Origin of the sequence: Komagataeibacter melaceti, from assembly GCF_003403295.1 — a bacterium.
GTDB lineage: Bacteria > Pseudomonadota > Alphaproteobacteria > Acetobacterales > Acetobacteraceae > Komagataeibacter > Komagataeibacter melaceti.
Window position 1 is genome coordinate 1 of the sequence record NZ_QUWV01000102.1, and the last position, 448, is coordinate 448.

Here is a 448-nt window from a genome sequence, read left to right on the forward strand (position 1 = left end):
GAAGGAGTGCGCCTACAAGATCCCATGGATCAACGGCATCAGCCGCCCCGTCCAGCGCCTGGTGCAGGGCCTGCGTGCGGATCTCGCCGATCATTTGCAGGCCCGTTCCTGAGATGTCGGCCCGCTCACGCGGCTTTTCCACGATCGGGAAGGAAAGAGCAGTTCCCGATGTGGCATCCTGAACTGGCGCGCGGAGCCGGAACGCTTTCTCGCGAACCTTCAGTGTCGCGGGATGGAGATACACCGCCACGCGATCCCCGTCCTGCGAGGGCTGCCAGTCCTGCACGGGAAAGCCGTTCTCGGGCAGGATCGGGTATCCATAATCGTCGGCAGGCACGATGTCGCCATTGGGTGGCAGGTCCGCCTCCATCGCTTCACGCTGGGCGGCCGCGTAGGCGCGGGCATCGCAGGTATAGCGGTTATCCTGCCCGCCCTCCCCGAAAAGGTC

General features: G+C 64.7%; 1 pseudogene. It reads right to left on the reverse strand.

Features of this window, described 5'->3' with window-relative positions:
- Window positions 1-448 (reverse strand): annotated as a pseudogene (locus tag DY926_RS17325) (hypothetical protein); the annotation flags it as partial.